We start from the raw sequence: 15,527 nt of genomic DNA, 5'->3' as shown, positions 1-15,527 counted from the left end.
GCCAAAGAAGAGGTGGACATTCGCCGCGGGGCCTGTGTCCGCTATCGGCCAAAAGCGGACATTCAGATTGGAAGTTGCTGTCTACAGCCATTGGGGCGAATCACCTGCCCGCCGACAACTCACCATTCTGCCATAGGCGAAAGCTGACGCCGCCCGGAACCGAGTTGCGCGCGCTCCTGAAGGCAGCTTTGGTGGTCCTCCCGTCAACTAGCATCCAAGTGAGCATGGTTTGGCAAAACTGAGAGGCTGTCGCGCCATGAACCGAGTGGAACGGCGCTGCAAAGGTTTTACAGATGGTGAACCGCGAAAAGGTCTTTCCGAAATCTGCATAACCTGTTTTGCAACAGAGAGAGATAAATGATTTTGGCTTGGCACCACGATCCTTTAGGGCATCATCTTATGTTGGAAGATTGACGTCACCATCCACGCCAAAGCCAATACAGTCCCTGTTTCCATGCCCGATGAGGATAACGTGCGTGTAAGCTCTATGGTTCTTGATCCAGAACGCTTTCAACTCAGCAACGCTTCGGACTTTCACCGCGATAACCTGGTCGTCTGGAACGAGCAGGCGGCAAAACTGAAGCACTGACTTCGCGAGTGGGTCAAGTAACGCGGCCTCGCTAACGAAGTCGCCGATATTGATGATGAGAATGCCCACATCCGAGTGGAGCCGGCCTACTCCAATGGGCCCTGAAACAGCACCACGTGGTACCTCTACAGTTGCAGACCTAGCGTTGATGGATGAAATCTTTGTCCTGTAAAGCGCGGTGTCCTGATCCTCAAGGTCGGGCACAAGAAGGCACGGAACGTATACCCGATCTCCGACCGCAAAAGCTGGCATGTTTTTCCCCTGAATGGGCCAACCAGGAATGGACCGCTTAGAGCGGCATTGCGCGAAGTGTCGCCAATCCGGTTTCAACTTGGAATAGGAAAAATCCTACACCCATTCAACAGGCTGGTCCCCGGAAAAGCAGCCGTGCTGGGCAAGTTCTGGCGGCCCAATCCGGCGTCGATGCTACTTTTGGTGCTTTTGTGTCGTATCACACCGACGTTACGGCACGCCCTAACCCTCTCCGTGATACCACACGCTCATGCTCCCACCAAACCCGAGATCGATCGCGTATGCGAGGATCCAGAAAAGGGCCCTATGCGCGTGGCCGAGCGTCTCCGGCTAGAGGCGGCACACGACTCCGAGCTGATCCGGCCAATTTGACAATCGCTTGCCCGCATCCCAGCCCCTAACCACTTGTTCAGTAGACTCGGCAAACCTAAGATCGAAGACAGGAGACGCAGACTCACTGTCTTCCGACACGAGGATCGCAGTCTGCCTCCAGGGAGGCCGACCAGCCTAACGCCGGTCGGCCATACATTGGCGAACGAAGGGGGATAAATACGCAATGGCAGAGGTTTCTTACTTCTATGTATACAAGGACGTTGCGGGACAGTGGCGATGGCGGTTCACGGCAAAGAATGGAAGAATCATTGCGGTGAGCTCGGAGAGCTACATTAACCTTTCTGACTGCGAGCACTCGGTTATGCTATTGAAGCAGGAGTCTCAGTTCGCACCTGTGATAGGTGACGAGCATTTCGATCGCCTGCGGAAATAGCGCCCCTTTGGGCCGGGGTCGGGTAATACAGAACGATCCCGGCCACTCTAGCGAGAGCCTTGCGTCTCGCTAAGTCCCATTATTCAGCCTGGCGACCGACAGCATTTCCATCGTCCTGCAACGCCTCCACTTAACGCCGAGGTCAAGCACCTCCCGCTGGAGTATTCTGATTTCTGCATCCCTCTGAGCGATTTGCAATCCCGCCGGATTCTGCGGAAATATCGAAGCCATAAACTATGGCTTAGGCAGAGGTGGTCGTGGGCATGAATCGGTGCACCATGAGTTCAAGATCGAGGCGATCCAGCAGATCGTTGAGTACGGCCGCCTGGTAGCGGAGGCCGCCTAGCGGCTGGGCGCATCAATCGACAGTCTTTTCGGCCAGAAGCGGCAGCAAGGCAAAGGCGAGCTTGGCCGGCGCGTGGAGCAGGACCAGAGCGCGGCAGCGCCTCAAGGCTGAGCTATGCACAGCCAGTGGAGCAGCGATCCTGATGTCCGCTTCCGGCCAGAAGCTGCCATTCGACATCTATCAGGACCCGAGCATATCAGCCGTCCAGAGCTGCTTGATCAATCATTACCACCCCGGGGTGATGGCCTTAGACGAAGAGCGGGCTCTCCAGTTCAGATGCCCAGTGCAGACTCCAACTGCTCCCCTGATCACTGATGGGGCGCTGACGGAAGGCCGCCAGCACCAGGTCATATCGGAACTGGAGATGTATCCGCTCACGCCAAGCGGCCACCCCATGTGCGCAGAGGCGAAGCCAGCAAGTCCCGCCTGCGCCATCAAACCGCTCGGCAACTCGTCTGCGTGTTAAGCGAGCTAACTCCCTTTCGCTTGCAGGAAAACGTCGATGCCGTTCTCGCCCGCTATGAGCATCACCGCTGGTAGTCCGTGCGCACCCAGCCTTGTGCAGAGATGTGACAGAAGTTCCTGATCCTGGATGCTTGGAACTGCCTTCACACCCTGGGGATGCGAGTGCCAAGCACCTATCCAAAGCACCATACCGGCTGTTCGACGCTGGGCCTCAGTAATGTCTTCCTGCACGCCGCAGCTACCGCACTGGAAGTCCGCCTCAGTTGACACACTGTCCTTTGGTGCGGAACGGCCGTCCACGAGATGGATTGTGTTGAGCTTGAAATCGACGACGCCCAGAAGGATTCCTCCGGTTTCGAGTGGAAGCGAGTTGGCTCGTTCCCCTAGGAGTTGTTCGCAGAGACCTTCGTCCCAGATAATCTCCCAGTCTCCTACCTTTTTCGAAAAGGTTCGTCTGGCTGCCACCTCAATGTGACGAATGCTGCCGTCGCTCGAAGACTCCCATACATCGATACTTGCACCGGAAAGCATTGACCTATTCCTGATCTGCCCTGCAAGTAATGATGCACTTCGCAACACCTGGTCGTAGCCTAGGACTACAGAGACATCGCGACAGCCCGCCCCACTTCGAAGTGGGCGACCCTTTGCTTCGAGGTGCACTGCTCCCCAATCTTGCTGGATGATCGCCCTGTAGTACTGGGCCTCAAGCGATGCGCCTCTGATTTCCCGCGAGCTGTCCTCAGCAAGAAGCACGCAGCCATCTCCCGACGGCGTCAAGAAGGTTGCCATACCTCGAGGTAGGTCCGCTCCAGACCACGACCTAGTTACCTGGATGGTTGTTGATGCATCGATGAGGAGATCGCCACGCTTCAGGCACGCATGTACCGCCTCTGTATCAAGGTCCGAGGCCCGGTTCTGCAACGCTTTCACATCTGGGTCGGCAAACCCGAGCGTCCGCCGCGCATGGCGTTTGGCTACTTCGACTTTTGGCAACCCAACCTGATCTTGGGTGCCGACATGCCGGACGACGTTGTGCTGAGCTAGAACGTCGGGATCGATGTAGTCCCAGTGACCCCATGCGGAGCGTGACCATATATCGATAAGGGCACTTCCCAGGGCGCCCACTCCTGCAATTACGCCGCGGAACTCACCGTCTTCAATTCCCGACCATCGCTTCGCCTCGTCTCGATCCAGACTGCGGCTGACGTCGATGTGCAGCACTTCGATATCTTGCCAACCCTTCTCTGGCCACCTCGGTCCTTCTCCAAGTATAAGGACTGGCTGGACTGTATCGTTCTCTCCGTACCGGCCAAGTGCCTGTATTTTTAATCCTAGCGCGACCAGGTCACAGTCGATTCTGAAGCCCATCGAGTCGATGCTCACCACTTCACCGTCTCGTAGCCGCGGAAGACGAACGATCAAGATGATTCGCCCCTGACCCGGCTGGATGTTGGCGTTGCAGCATCGCCGGAAAGCCTCTTGAACTGATTTGGCCAGTCCCGGCATCAGCGAGCTTCCCTTAGCTACAAGCAGCTCTTCAAGGCTGCCAAGCGATGACGGCGGCGAGGAGAGTGGCAGGTGCGCGATTGGGGCGGCATCCATGATGAGTATGCGATGCGGCGCCCGTGCCGGAGAAGCAGACGCGACAATGCGCGTGCGATATGTCACTCCGCGTTCCCACTCCCACGCGTCCACAAAAGCGAGCTCCTTGGACGGATCGCTCAAAGCCTCCGCAAAGTCCGGCGGAAGCATTAGGCACTGCCCAAGGCTGTAGAAGACGGGTTCCAAGCCGCGGTCGGCCCCATGAATCGTCCCATCTGCCGTCTTTTCCAGCCAAGCTAGAAGGGTCTCGAGTAGCGCTTCTGGCGTGAACCTATGTTCCGCAAGCTCCCAGTCTCCCTCCATAATGCAGAGCGACGGCGGTCCTTGGTCACCCGTAGAGTACTGATGCAGCGCTCTCGGGAAGCTCTTCCTGAGAGGTCGAGCTTCGAATGGGAATCGGGCACCAGTTCGGTAGAGAAGTGCAATTCGTTCGATGCGGTGAATCCCTGCGTCGTTCCCAGGGGACACGGCGCCATCACCAACATCGGCCACTATGATCTCTGCAACGAATGGGTGTTCAAGCCGTCTCAGCTCCACAACATTGATATCCGCGTGTGCATTGCAGGCCCTGAGGAGGGCCCGCATGCGGCCATCGCGGAATGGATCAGGCTCATCTTTGGGGATGCTGACCCCCCAGTCGAGAAAATCTGAAGTCACTGAGGGCTGCCCGCGCGCGGCGCGGCAGCCAGTGCCGCTACCGTAGAAGAGCCTGCGCCTGCCTTCCTGACTCGGACACCTCCGAATGAAACCTGGAGATCCAGCGGAGCCTGCTCCCAATGGTGCGGATACTCTCCGGTGCACATGAATTTTCCGCCCACAGTAGCCAGGATGCTCTCGTACTCCGTCTTAGCGCGAATACACGGCGGATCATTCTTGTCATCCAGGATCCGCTTTGAGCTAGCCACAATCACCGCACCTGTCTTCGCCTGACCTAGGGCAGCTCGCGCTTCAGGTGACACTTGGGCCTTTTCGCCCTTTTCGGACCAGCTATCCCATGACAGCGAATGCCACGAGCAATGGTGCGGTGCCTGAAGAAGGTCGTACTGCAGCTCTCCACTCTTGCCATACTCAGCCCAGAGAAGCTCCCATACGTAAACTTCCGCATCACCGCCAGACAAGAATTTGCAGCGCGGCCGTCCGGCCTCGACAGAGTCCAAGGCGAAGTTGATGACGATGCTGGAATTGTTCTTCTTCAGCTCCTCAACAATGTCCGGGTCATCGCAGAGGATTGGCGCGAGCAGCGTTGCCTCAAAGTAGGAGCTACTAGCCCCATTGATACGGTTGAAGGTAGTACCAGGCTGGATGACGATCGGGGCGAGATCATCCGTCTTGCCGTCAACGTCCTCACCCATCAGAAGTACGCGCTCGCCGTCCTTGTTCCCTAGACCATGGCGGAACTGCGTTACCCGCCGCTTAGCCTCGCGATTAAAAGCCAATGCGTCGTCGCAGAGAACATGGTCCTTTGAACGACGGCGGAAAACCAACGGAGACGACCAGATTTCCCGGATGACTATCCGCTTGTCGTTGTCCGCCTTGTTGTCATCAGGATAGTTCTCGATTGGGCCCAGGTAGAAGTGACGGGCCAGACCGAGACAATGGTCTTGATCAGGGTGACTCAACATGAAGACGTCGACATAGGGCCGGCCAAATCCATCCCGCTGCAGCCTGCCCCGCAGGTCCGAAGCCACATCACGTACAGAAGTGTCGTCAGCATCGTCCGCCGCCGCGCGGATGTTAACGTCAATAAGGATAGAACTGACCGCAGCATCCGCGAGGCGGATCAGGGTCATGTCACCGCAGTCGACCGGGAAGAACGTGATGTTGCTCATTCGAGTTGCGCCTCATCGTGTTGACCACCCCGTGGCCTTCAGACGCACTATACTACGAAAAACTATGAGGTCATAAAAAGTAGTGGATATTTTTGGAAGATTCTCACATGCCTAACAAATTCAATGACTTAAAGGATGTGTCCGCCCGCAAAGAGCGCTGGGGTCAGGCACGCCGGCTAGAATTCATTGACTCTCGGCTCTTGTGGGCAGGTAAGGTCAATCGTTCTGACCTAGTGGAGTTCTTCAAGATCTCACCCCCTCAGGCGACTCTGGACTTTGCTGAATACGCCGCACGCGCCCCGCTGAATGCGAAGTACGACGCCAAGGAGCGTGCCTATGTGGCGATGCCGACATATGCGCCGATCTTCACCGAAGGATCGAGCGCCCGCTATCTGGCGGAACTGCATGCGATCACTACCGGCTTGCTGAGTCCCGATTTGAGCTTCTTGGGTAACCCGCCGCCTTCAGAGATCGTGAGCTTCCCTAGCCGCCGGGTCGATGTCTCGCTACTACGGGAGACCTTGTCTGCAATTCAGTCCGGCAGAGCTCTGGAGATCACCTACCAGACCATGGCACGTGCTGAGCCAGATGTAAGGTGCGTCTCACCCTTGGCATTGGCCTACGACGGATTCCGATGGCACATCCGAGCCTACTGTCACTTGCGCAACGACTACCGTGACTTCCTCTTTGCGCGAATCTTGCTGGCGAAGCCATCTGGAGACGCTCAAGCCACGATCAGTGGCGACGTACAATGGAACCGCGTGATCGATATTGAGATAGCACCAAACCCTGCTCTCTCGGAGGGCGCGCGGCGAGTGATTGAACTTGACTACGGCATGTCAGAAGGCAAATTGAAGCTGAAGTGCAGACAAGCAATGGGCTATTACTTGTTGGCACGCTTGGGTCTTAAAGAACAAGAGAACGAAGCGGCAAGATCGCAGCAGATTGTCCTTGCAAACCGCACCGAACTAGCTGCCTACCTTCCCTCAATTGTGCGGCCGGATTTCTAGTAAAGGGCCAGTCATGCCGAACCGGGAGCAGCGGAACCTGGCTGCGCGCCCTCTATCGCCAGAACAGTTCGAACCAGACGTACGCCCGCTACGCGCGCGACGACACTTGCGCCAAGGTATTGCAGGCAGAAGATTGCGGCCACGGGGCCTCGTGCGAAGCCGAGATCGAAGAACGTGAGCGCGATGGGGGCCACCACGGTAACCGGGAGTGACACTACTGCCAGATCCCGAAAAGTGAGAAAGCGACGATTGGCATCAAGAACTGCCTCGTCATTGCGATGGTCGCGGTAAATTTTGTACCACAGGCGCTGCTGTTCATCCGGGTCTGACGGAAGAGGACCCCGCCGCGCCGCAACTGCTTCACCGTCTATTCTCGAGTCTTCTCTTAGGTGCCTGGAGAATGCCGAATAGCCAGGCAAGTGATGCTTGGTTCTCCAGAAGACGAGTGCAGCCTTCATGTCTGGCGAGAGAATTGAGGTCATCATGTAGAGCATTGGAGGGGAAAGTACTGTCGTTAGCCCACCTATGATCATCTTCGGGTCGGCAGCACCCCAACGCCAATCGGGAATCAAGACGTAGGTTAGCAGCGCCATATCGAAAGCTATGAAGGCTCCGAGCCATCTCAGCAGTCCTCCTTTTGCAGACACTTCCTTCTCCCCGGTCAACTAGATTGGCAGGCGGTTGATATTTACCTCTCCCGCCAGATTATGCCTTCCCGAAGGCACATTTAGGTAGGGCGCACGAGCTTTTGGGCCTAAGGGCACGGCCCAAGCGTTCGGTGTCAGCCCGGATCTTACCTGTCAGCCTTCCGTGGGGAGATCGGTCAAGGAGCGGCGATGGGTGGCGCTAGCTCTGGGCCAGGAAGGCCCTGCACTTCTCTGCCGAGATCTCCCATCGCCGGAATGGGAGCGTCCTAGGCCGCAGGGACCATGACCTTGGATAGCTAACCAGTATCTGCCAACATTCTTCCTATAGACAGGGAGAGCCTCCAATGGAACGAGTGATCAATATCTACCATGATGGTCAGCTGGTGCGTCTGGTAGACGAGGCTAAAGTCAGCCCAAGGGATAACACATATACAGTTGTTGTGGGAGAGAACGGAGTTGGAAAAAGCCGGCTGTTGTCGGATATTGCGCGGCTTCGGATTAGCGAGTATTACGGCCCAATCGGCACTGGGCAATTTAGTCATCCCCCACATCCTGTGGTCGTTGCGGCTTCAACGAGTCCCTTCGACAAGTTTCCAGCGCCGCCAAGGCGGAGTGCAAAGGCGCAGAAGAACTACCGCTACGTTGGGATGCGTGGAGAGGGCATGTACGGCTCATCATCAGCCGTGTCGCTGCTGTCCTCCGCAGCTCGGGGATTGCTATCGAAGCTGGCTGAGACCCCGCCTAGCTTGAACCTACTAGGTGTCCTGGAATCGCTGAATTTCTCTCCAGTGTTCACCTTTGTACTGAAGCCTCAGTTTGAACGTTCAAGGGTGGACGGTTCATCGAACCGTCATAGCGTCGAAAAGTCATCCTTCAGGTCTGGGCAATTTAGGTACAGCTTCGATCGCCGCGTCGCGTCCATTATTGAGGCCACCGATGGTCTATCGGCAGTCTTGAAAGACCTCGACATTGCTTCTGATTTGATGGATACGCCTGGCGCATTGCGTCTGGAGGTGGACTTTCGCAGCAACGTCGCGACCCTTGGCGGCACTCGGCTAGGGCGTAAGCGCCTTGGGGCATATCTGCGGCTGTTCGACGATAACTTGCTTCGATTGATGGATATTGAGGTAGAGAAGCTTGGACACCCGCCTTTCAGCCTTAAGCGCGCAAGTTCTGGCGAGCAGTGCTTGCTTGTACTCATGCTAGGTATCGCAGGGCACATTCAAGACAACTCTCTGGTTCTGATCGACGAGCCCGAGATTAGTCTCCATCCGGAATGGCAAGAGCGCTTCATGGCCCTCCTGCAGTCTGCTTTTTCGCCTTATAGCGGCTGCCAGTTTGTGATCGCCACGCACTCCCCCCAAATCATCGCGAGGCTGAATGGTCCCGGATCCTTCATCTATCACCTGCGCAAGGGGAAGCTCTATCCTGCGTCGCAGTTCCAGCGCCGCTCTGCAGACTTCCAGCTAGCGGAACTCTTCGACGCGCCTGGCATGATGAATGAGTACATCTCAAGGGTGTGCTTCAACCTGATCGCCCAGGTGCGCGTTGGTCGCCCGCTTACCCGCGAAATGAAGGGGGAGATGGAATGGCTTTTCCAAGTGCGCAACAAGCTTGACCCCAGTGACAAGCTTATCTCGTTGATCGACTCACTCTCAGCGCTTCTCAAGGAGGAGCGGGCATGATTGACGAACCCGTCGTCTTTAGCGCGGATGCGCTCAATAGAATAGATGCCATACGTGCGCACCCCCAGTACGATCACACGAAGTGGTCCGATGCCAGCCTTGAGCCGGTTCGTGTCGATGTGCGAGATCATTACCGACGCGTACAGCGCTTCGTGTGTCCGTATTGCCTGAACCTCCTGTCGGTCAGGTCGGCTGCGGGCTCTACCGTCGAGCACATCGCTCCCAAGGCGACGTACGTAGGGTACATGTTTGAGCCACTCAACCTGTGCGTCTGCTGCCCTGATTGTAATGAGTACAAGAGAAACAGGGAGGTCCATGTCGACCCACCGGTCAAGGGTTATGTGCCGGTGAATTACCCCAGTGATCCTAAAAAGTTTAGGATCGTACATCCGCACTTTGATGAGTACTCAAAGCACATTAGGCGGGCGGGCATCCTGTACATACCATTGAGCGAGAAGGGCAGCTATACCTTCTATGTCTGCCATCTCGGCCGCTATATCAGTGAGTTTGGTGTGACCGACGCGATGTTCAACGACTTGAATGCCGTTATGCAACGTCACAGGTTTCACGAGGGATAGCGCATCCCCTGCGTTACATCAAATTGGGCGATCGGGCTGTCTCGCAAACTCTAGGGACGAAGCTGGATGATTGGCGACGAGCAATCTTGTTCCTATCTGGCTTCCCGCTCCTCAGTATTGAGAGCGCGGGTTGGGCTCAGCTCGGTGCAAGCATGCTTTCAGGGACACATGCCAATCATGTATCGGTACGGTGCCATCTTGGCCAGAATATCCTCCCAAGCGGAGTTGGTGTCGGGTCGCGGTGCATTGCGGCTAGCTCAGGCTTTGGCCTGGGCGACCAGACCAGCTCAGGATGAATTCTTCCTGCTCCATTGTCTCCACCGCGCCGGGCCGCACTGAGCGCACTTTAGCAATTGCATCGATGCCGTCTGAAGCGCAGCCTGTTTCAATGAGGAGCATCGACGCCACTGTGCCGGCCCGACCCAAACCGCCTTTGCAGTGCACCACGATCCTGGTTCCGGACAAGAGCTTGGCCGCGAACTGTGGCCCTAGGGATCGCCATGGCTCAAGCAGTCGCGCATCAGGTACCGCACCATCCGTAATTGGCAGGCCGTGCCACATCAAGCCGTGCGCTCTGGCACGTTCCGCCAAAGAGGTGATTTGCAGCTCCTCGAACTCCCACGGCTCAATCAACGTGATCAGATGCTGTGCTCCCCACGCGACGATCGAAGCTAGATCGACGTCCAGGTCCCGAGCCCAAGACCCAGTCATTGCAACGTCCTGATGCTTTCCTGGTGCAAAGGTGACGCCGATCCCACCGCCGTTCGTACCGACGGGCAAGGTAGCAATCTGCAGTGGATGGGAGATACTTGTCCTGCTCACCTGCTCTCTCCAAAATCAATAGCCCTCAGGGGCGAGAAGCAAATCAGTCACGGTTGAGACGGCGCGTTGCGCAGAGGCTGGATCCGAGAAATCCGCTTCAATGCCTTCAAACACGATGTCTGCACGACGCAGGGCGGTGAAGACGCGAGCACCGTCTACTGAGAACCTTTGTGCGATCGTCAATCCAATGCCAGAGCGGCCGCCAGTAACTAATGCAACCTTTACCTTCATGGACACGGTAAGCGCTTCCCTGTTGTGTTAGAGCTGACAATCAAAGCATCTACGTGCTGAACATGGTGTATTGGGAACCTAGTTGCGTAGGATCCTGGAGGATGCCTACTACAAGCCGAAACAGAACGTCGAGGATAGAGTAGCGAACGCGACCCTTATCAGCTTCTGGAGTTTGGTAGTCGCTGTTTTCAGCAGACCCTGAGATGACGGATTCCACCCAGCTGATTCGGCGGCGCATGTGGCGTAGGCTATGTACTGGCTACGACGAATCATCGGAAAGCAGCATGAGCAGACCCTACTCAGTAGAGGACAAAGCGTTGGCCGCTCTTGACCGTCTGGTGAAGCGACGCCCAACCAATGAATTGTTGAAAGCAAAGATGGCCGCAGGTCACCGGATCATCACGCCAACCTCGGTCGCGGCGGAGGCGGGCGTAAATAGAGGAAGCTTTGGATCAAGGCACGCTCGACTGGGGCATGTCTGGCTCAAAATTCAAGAACTAGCTGAGGAGGAGAAGCGCGGCTCAGTGACTGAAGAGCTCGCCAAGCTCAGAGCCGAGAATGCAAGGTTGAAGGCTCTGGTGTACAAGACAAATATCCACAACGCTTCCCTTCAGCTCGCAGTGTCCCGGCTTCAGAAGAGAAGTGCCAACAGGGATGAAGCGGCCAATGTCGTCAACTTCCGCCGGAACGATCGGAGGCGTCCCCGGTAGCCTTAGATATCATCTTCAGAACTGCTCGACTCTGAACGATACGACTCATGGCAATCTTTGATCGCTGGTCTTTAGAGTTGATCCGATCTGCTTGGACAATGGTCTGATTCTTCAGAAGTCGATCCTCCCAGAAGTCCCGATGCTCTGGGAGGATGATGCAGCACTTGCACCCCGCACACAGGCCGGGCGATCGTACGCCGAAGTCTGGCGAGGCGCGGACGGTGAGCAGGCTTGCGTGTGGATTGCAGCTGGAGCGATCAGGCACCATATCGATCAGACAACTCGCGTACGTCCCTGTCCATATCCGCAGGTCGGTGAGCTTCACGTATGCTACGGCCTTATCAATCAGTGTTTCTCCGTCCATCACTGACAGTGCCTTGGCCATTGATTCGGCATGCTGCATGAGAAGCCGCTGTGCCGGTCCCCCCCCGATCGGCTTGCCAAGAGTGATTTGAACGAGGAACCTGGAGGTCTCCATGACTCTCTCTCCTTCCAGATTCTCGAGCAGCGCTGCGTCGTTGCCGATGTACCCTTGATCCGTGATCTGCTCGCTCATGTGACGGAAGTGGGTCCGAAGTGCAGGCATAAGCTCCGGCTTGGATCGGAAGACGTAGTGCGCAAAGGTGATCCTCCATCGCTGTGGGCGGAGGGATCTCACCTCGTAGATAGCTTGCGTCATCTCGATTCCACGCTTCTTAGTGAGGGCCTCCACGGCGAACTCGCGCTGCAGGAGAGAGTTTCGGTTGGCTGTCATTCGGCCAACTCCATCAGCACCGGATGGAAGGGACTTGGCGTGGGAGAAGCTGAGCATCAGCGTGCTGCTGCCAGAAAGAGCTCTCCAAGGCTCCATTAGCCGAACCAACACTTCGATGGACTTCAGAACAATCGGCATGTGCTTTGTACCCAGCGGACGCAGTCCGGCTGTCCACTCATGGCGAGTCGCTTCCCTTTTGGCTGAAATGCCGCAGATGGAGAAGACCTCCATCAGTCCGTCTAGAGAAGTCACTGACTTGATCACACCGTGCTGCAGCGTCGGATCGTGGTCCAAGGATAGGCCTATCAGCTCATGAGCTCGAATCCCAGTGCATGCCTGCAGCAACGTACTACATGCGCTTTGAGTCATCAGGATTAGGCGTCTGAGGGCCTGAGTTCCGCTAATTTCGCGCTCGTCCCCAGCGTCATCAATCCGATCCGTTGCGAGCAGCGGCTCATGCCAAGGCGTTAGTGTTCCAGGGATCGGACTCATCTGGAACTCCTCGATGTGCCGTTTGATCTCACGAAGACATATGATTCGTCTTGGTCCCTTCGCGCTCCTTGCGTCGATGAGCATCGGGATGATCTCGGCCTGAAGTCTGATCACATCTTCCGAGCCGTGTTCGATCCATTCATATGCGTAGGTGAGGATTGGCACCGAGATCTCGTCCGGGATAGGCAGCAATCCACCCGTTCGAGCGAGCCCAAGCGGCCCGGTCACAACGTCATAGGTTTTTCTTCCATCAAACGGTGCTTCGCAGGGTGCTTGTCCACCTCTGGCGCGCAAGCTGTCCGCGAGCTCGTAGATCTGTGTAAGTGGGTGAATAAGCTTGTAGGCAGTGGAATGCGTCCACGCTCTATCTCGACCGACATCACCTCCGGCCATGATGTATTGCTCTTCGAGACCTTCGACATACTCCCAACTCACAGCTGTGGATATGTCGAAAAGCGTGCGGATTTCCCGCTCCCCCATGAACTTCACCAGCTCCCTCACGCCCATGTAGGTAGAAGGAATAGATCCAACCGTCATGCGTACCGTGTCATCGACGATGGAGGTCTTGAGGTAGCACTTCAGTTCATCCAGCAGTCCCCTGTGTTTGTAGTCTGTGAGTAATTCCCCGCGCGCAACCGGGATTGCCCAATCAACGGTGACGAACTCCCTCTGTTGGCCGACAGTGGTTTGAGCGAACGTCCAGACATTACTGTCATAGTCCACCTGGAATGAAGGGTGCAGGGTTGCCGCCTGCGCTGATCTGATCTTTCTTACTGCAGGCATAGCCTTACCTCTAGAGTGGACGCTCTGCTAACGCTGCGGTCCGAACTATTCAAGTGTGGGGAGCGACGTCAGCATGATCATCGCCGCTGCTTGTCGATTCGCATTTGTGCTCACAGCGGGAATCCATGAGTCGCGGATCGCTAGGTAAGCGTTCTCGAACTTTCGCCGCCATATCTCGCTGCCAAGCTCTGCCCTAGCTTCTTCGTATAGCTCCTGCAGTTGAAGGAAGCGGGCGAGCGCGTAGGCTTCGTTTGAGTCAGCTACTGCGAGCGGGCACGCAGGGCAAGCTCCATAGCTGGTGCAGAGTTTGCCCGGGCGCTGACCCGGTTGCGGACTTTGGAATGGATCTGCGCAGCAGAAGCCCTGCGTGGCTGCCGTATGCTCACGGTCACTCCGGGTTGAGCGCGTATCAATATTTCCATTTGAAGTCACCCAGCGCTCCTGGGCCGCCATGGCTCCTGCCATCTGTTCCTTTTGCCGACGCTGCATCGTGGTTGTCTGATAGCTGTCTTGACCAGTTGACAGCAGCCGATGGCCCAGCATTGCTCGGAGCTCGAAGGCGTCGCCGTCGGTCAGTCCATCAACCACTTCAGAGAACGCAAGCCTATTTGCGCGTGAGCCGGAGTACTTGAGCCCCCTTCGTTTGCAGAACAGCGTGATGTAACCGGTCACGCGCGTGTTTACATCGTCGGTTCTGCATGAGTAGGAATCGATGAGCATTCCTCGGCGCTTGTGGCGCCCACCTTCGGATACTGCGTGCAGGAAGAAGTCATTGGCAAGCTCGCCATCAGCGTAGTCTCTGATTCGTCTGGTCCAAGCTATGACGAAACGTATCAATCTTTCCGGGGCTAGCGGGTGATCGCTGGCGGGGAAGGCCGCTCGCTGTGGTGCCCCCTGATCGCTCTCCCCAGCCCTGTGCTTGGATGACTTGATCACCGTACGTTTCCGTCCAAGCGGGTAGTGCTCAGATATGCCATCCAGAGTGAGTGTTCTAAGTGGCTGCTCGTTGAACCCCGAGTGCATGGCCAGTACCAGGAAGAATGGGATGAGATCACCACCGATGGGGTGCGCAAGCCTCCTCAGGCGGAAGTACTCACTTTCACTGATCTTTCCTACCCCAGGGAGCTGGCGAACCTCCGCTTGGCGAGGAAAGTGACCGTCAAAGTTTGCCAGGATCTGCGCAATTGCCTCCGCCGGGTCGCTTAGCGATACAGCGTCGCCCTTACTCTTCTTAGCAATAGCACTGTGTACCCTGTCCAGAAGCGGCCATACTTCATCCATTGTAGAGATGCATTCTTCAACAGCGGCCTTCATGACGTTGGCCCAAGCCGCACGGTCAAGCTCTTTAGGATTGCTCTTACGTGGCAGGCCTGCGAACGGCTTTGTGGGAATACGGATCACCTGCCAGCATGGGTCCATCTCGTGCAGCGCAAGGACGACCTTCTTGAAGGTCCCGTAGTAGTGACGCTGTGTCTGCACCGCGAGCGTGATCGGGTGCGTGGCATCCTTTCCTTTCAGATAGGTTAGGAACGATTCGCCCAGGTCCATCGGAACGTCATCTGGACCGTTTATCTCCACTCTTGTTGCGGCTAGGTACTGCCCCAGGCCACTCACCATGTTGTTAGCTGAAGAGGATCTACTTGTCTCTCTGCTATTTTTGTGGGCTCTGCAGAACGCTTCGGCGAAGATCGGTGCGGCTGCACCTATGCTCTTCCACCGGCTGAGGTTGACGATGTTGTCGCGTTGGTCGCCGGCGCGTCTGAACGCCGCTTCCAGGCGATCAGCGGTCTCGCGTACATCCCATTTCTTCGTTGCGCTGACCTTGTCCTCATCTCCCAAGGCGTGCCGGAGTTGAGCGGTCCTTCTTCCTGCCACGTTTTGCTCTCCTCCGTATTCGATTCTTTCTGCGTGGGTTGGTCGTTTGCGTGTGAGGTCATGCTCGTCCATTAACGGGGGAACTCTGCGC

At 56.5% G+C, this 15,527-nt stretch carries 13 protein-coding genes and 1 pseudogene; 6 read left to right on the top strand and 8 right to left on the bottom strand.

Annotated features, from left to right (window positions below):
- Window positions 1–397: 397 nt before the first annotated feature.
- Window positions 398–841 carry a hypothetical protein gene (locus tag N7367_RS07325; protein ID WP_157804514.1) on the bottom strand — a complete coding sequence of 148 codons (444 nt, stop codon included), beginning with the start codon at window positions 839–841 and terminating at the stop codon, window positions 398–400.
- 556 nt (window positions 842–1,397) lie between these two features.
- On the opposite strand from N7367_RS07325, the gene N7367_RS07320 reads away from it, so the two are divergent.
- Together N7367_RS07320 and N7367_RS07315 are read left to right on the top strand one after the other, a co-directional pair.
- Entirely contained in the window at window positions 1,398–1,607 is a 210-nt protein-coding gene (locus N7367_RS07320; protein ID WP_100441031.1) for a DUF1508 domain-containing protein, read from the top strand.
- Between the two features lie 271 nt (window positions 1,608–1,878).
- Window positions 1,879–2,136 (top strand): annotated as a pseudogene (locus N7367_RS07315) (transposase); the annotation flags it as partial.
- Between the two features lie 288 nt (window positions 2,137–2,424).
- On the opposite strand, the gene N7367_RS07310 reads toward N7367_RS07315, so the two are convergent.
- Together N7367_RS07310 and N7367_RS07305 are read right to left on the bottom strand one after the other, a co-directional pair.
- Window positions 2,425–4,605: a ThiF family adenylyltransferase gene (locus N7367_RS07310; protein WP_100441029.1), complete on the bottom strand. Its 2,181-nt coding sequence runs from the start codon at window positions 4,603–4,605 to the stop codon at window positions 2,425–2,427.
- Between the two features lie 68 nt (window positions 4,606–4,673).
- Window positions 4,674–5,849: a metallohydrolase gene (locus N7367_RS07305; protein ID WP_180895277.1), complete on the bottom strand. Its 1,176-nt coding sequence runs from the start codon at window positions 5,847–5,849 to the stop codon at window positions 4,674–4,676.
- Window positions 5,850–5,956: 107 nt separating this feature from the next.
- Here N7367_RS07305 and N7367_RS07300 point away from each other — a divergent pair, with 107 nt between their 5' ends.
- A complete protein-coding gene (locus N7367_RS07300; RefSeq protein WP_100441028.1) occupies window positions 5,957–6,859 on the top strand; it encodes a WYL domain-containing protein in 903 nt (300 codons plus the stop codon).
- Window positions 6,860–6,870: 11 nt separating this feature from the next.
- On the opposite strand, the gene N7367_RS07295 is transcribed toward N7367_RS07300, so the two are convergent.
- Entirely contained in the window at window positions 6,871–7,452 is a 582-nt protein-coding gene (locus tag N7367_RS07295; RefSeq protein ID WP_279942070.1) for a hypothetical protein, read from the bottom strand.
- A gap of 398 nt (window positions 7,453–7,850) precedes the next feature.
- Here N7367_RS07295 and N7367_RS07290 point away from each other — a divergent pair, with 398 nt between their 5' ends.
- Both N7367_RS07290 and N7367_RS07285 read left to right on the top strand, forming a co-directional pair.
- Complete coding sequence (locus N7367_RS07290; protein ID WP_199849313.1) at window positions 7,851–9,191, top strand: ATP-binding protein; 1,341 nt, start codon at window positions 7,851–7,853, stop codon at window positions 9,189–9,191.
- A complete protein-coding gene (locus N7367_RS07285) occupies window positions 9,188–9,769 on the top strand; it encodes an HNH endonuclease (RefSeq protein WP_100441013.1) in 582 nt (193 codons plus the stop codon). The genes N7367_RS07290 and N7367_RS07285 overlap by 4 nt, the downstream gene beginning before the upstream one ends.
- A 252-nt stretch (window positions 9,770–10,021) precedes the next feature.
- On the opposite strand, the gene N7367_RS07280 is transcribed toward N7367_RS07285, so the two are convergent.
- Both N7367_RS07280 and N7367_RS07275 read right to left on the bottom strand, forming a co-directional pair.
- Entirely contained in the window at window positions 10,022–10,591 is a 570-nt protein-coding gene (locus N7367_RS07280) for a cyclin-dependent kinase inhibitor 3 family protein (protein ID WP_100441012.1), read from the bottom strand.
- Between the two features lie 15 nt (window positions 10,592–10,606).
- Window positions 10,607–10,822 (bottom strand): SDR family NAD(P)-dependent oxidoreductase, encoded by a 216-nt coding sequence (locus N7367_RS07275; protein ID WP_100441011.1) that lies wholly within the window; start codon window positions 10,820–10,822, stop codon window positions 10,607–10,609.
- Window positions 10,823–11,106: 284 nt separating this feature from the next.
- On the opposite strand from N7367_RS07275, the gene N7367_RS07270 reads away from it, so the two are divergent.
- Entirely contained in the window at window positions 11,107–11,532 is a 426-nt protein-coding gene (locus N7367_RS07270) for a hypothetical protein (protein ID WP_157804509.1), read from the top strand.
- On the opposite strand, the gene N7367_RS07265 is transcribed toward N7367_RS07270, so the two are convergent.
- Together N7367_RS07265 and N7367_RS07260 are read right to left on the bottom strand one after the other, a co-directional pair.
- A complete protein-coding gene (locus N7367_RS07265; RefSeq protein ID WP_100441010.1) occupies window positions 11,495–13,561 on the bottom strand; it encodes an integrase in 2,067 nt (688 codons plus the stop codon). The genes N7367_RS07270 and N7367_RS07265 overlap by 38 nt on opposite strands.
- Before the next feature lie 45 nt (window positions 13,562–13,606).
- The gene (locus N7367_RS07260) at window positions 13,607–15,508 is read right to left on the bottom strand and encodes a hypothetical protein (RefSeq protein WP_224119314.1); all 1,902 of its coding nucleotides are present in this window, start codon (window positions 15,506–15,508) and stop codon (window positions 13,607–13,609) included.
- Between the last annotated feature and the right edge of the window lie 19 nt (window positions 15,509–15,527).

Source organism: Stenotrophomonas sp. GD04145, from assembly GCF_029835135.1.
GTDB classification, from domain to species: Bacteria; Pseudomonadota; Gammaproteobacteria; order Xanthomonadales; family Xanthomonadaceae; genus Stenotrophomonas; species Stenotrophomonas maltophilia_P.
Note: the sequence above shows the minus strand (reverse complement) of the source record. Positions and strands in the feature narration are given on the sequence as shown.

Bases quoted from the DNA above. Each gene is read 5' to 3' on its own strand.
- N7367_RS07325 (WP_157804514.1), bottom strand. From the start codon at position 841: ATGCCAGCTTTTGCGGTCGGAGATCGGGTATACGTTCCGTGCCTTCTT.
- N7367_RS07320 (WP_100441031.1), top strand. From the start codon at position 1,398: ATGGCAGAGGTTTCTTACTTCTATGTATACAAGGACGTTGCGGGACAG.
- N7367_RS07310 (WP_100441029.1), bottom strand. From the start codon at position 4,605: ATGCGGGCCCTCCTCAGGGCCTGCAATGCACACGCGGATATCAATGTT.
- N7367_RS07305 (WP_180895277.1), bottom strand. From the start codon at position 5,849: ATGAGCAACATCACGTTCTTCCCGGTCGACTGCGGTGACATGACCCTG.
- N7367_RS07300 (WP_100441028.1), top strand. From the start codon at position 5,957: ATGCCTAACAAATTCAATGACTTAAAGGATGTGTCCGCCCGCAAAGAG.
- N7367_RS07295 (WP_279942070.1), bottom strand. From the start codon at position 7,452: ATGGCGCTGCTAACCTACGTCTTGATTCCCGATTGGCGTTGGGGTGCT.
- N7367_RS07290 (WP_199849313.1), top strand. From the start codon at position 7,851: ATGGAACGAGTGATCAATATCTACCATGATGGTCAGCTGGTGCGTCTG.
- N7367_RS07285 (WP_100441013.1), top strand. From the start codon at position 9,188: ATGATTGACGAACCCGTCGTCTTTAGCGCGGATGCGCTCAATAGAATA.
- N7367_RS07275 (WP_100441011.1), bottom strand. From the start codon at position 10,822: ATGAAGGTAAAGGTTGCATTAGTTACTGGCGGCCGCTCTGGCATTGGA.
- N7367_RS07270 (WP_157804509.1), top strand. From the start codon at position 11,107: ATGAGCAGACCCTACTCAGTAGAGGACAAAGCGTTGGCCGCTCTTGAC.
- N7367_RS07265 (WP_100441010.1), bottom strand. From the start codon at position 13,561: ATGCCTGCAGTAAGAAAGATCAGATCAGCGCAGGCGGCAACCCTGCAC.
- N7367_RS07260 (WP_224119314.1), bottom strand. From the start codon at position 15,508: ATGGACGAGCATGACCTCACACGCAAACGACCAACCCACGCAGAAAGA.